The organism is Vibrio sp. 1401 (assembly GCF_033340295.1).
In genome coordinates this window covers 1-520 of the sequence record NZ_JAWOWF010000823.1, presented here as the reverse complement: position 1 = coordinate 520, position 520 = coordinate 1, and the positions used below count along the sequence as shown (strand labels likewise).

General features: G+C 49.4%; 1 protein-coding gene. It reads right to left on the bottom strand.

Annotation, left to right across the window (positions count from 1 at the left end; translation table 11 throughout):
• The coding region (locus tag R7Z77_RS28370) for a tRNA-dihydrouridine synthase (protein ID WP_318137437.1) at positions 1–493 on the bottom strand (493 nt) is incomplete at its 3' end.
• Positions 494–520 lie beyond the last annotated feature (27 nt).

Genomic DNA, 520 nt, shown 5'->3' with positions numbered 1-520 from the left:
GTTCATTCGCTCCCGCAGATTGAATCGCATCCACGATTTCAAAACAGTCTTCAGGGTTTTCCCAGCCCAGACGAATTTTTGCGGATACAGGGATATTCGCAGGCACTGCGTCACGGCATGCTTTTACCACGCTATGAATCAACTCAGGATGCTGCAATAGCGCCGCACCTCCTTCGCTTTTGTTGACCATTTTTGCTGGGCAACCAAAATTTAGGTCGATGCCGCGCGCGCCAAGCTCTGCTGCTCGGATTGCGTTTTCCGCCATCCAGTGAGGCTCTTGGCCTAGTAGTTGAACATGTACAGGCACACCAGAAGTGGTCTGAGAGCCTTGCATAAGCTCCGGACATAAGCGATGAAAGACATGGTCTGGCAGGACTTGATCGATCACTCGAACGAACTCCGTCACACACAGATCATAGTCGTTTATTTCGGTCAGGATTTGGCGCATCAAATGGTCTAAAACGCCTTCCATTGGGCCTAATACAACTCGCATAGTTTGCCTAATACAGTTTGGTGATAA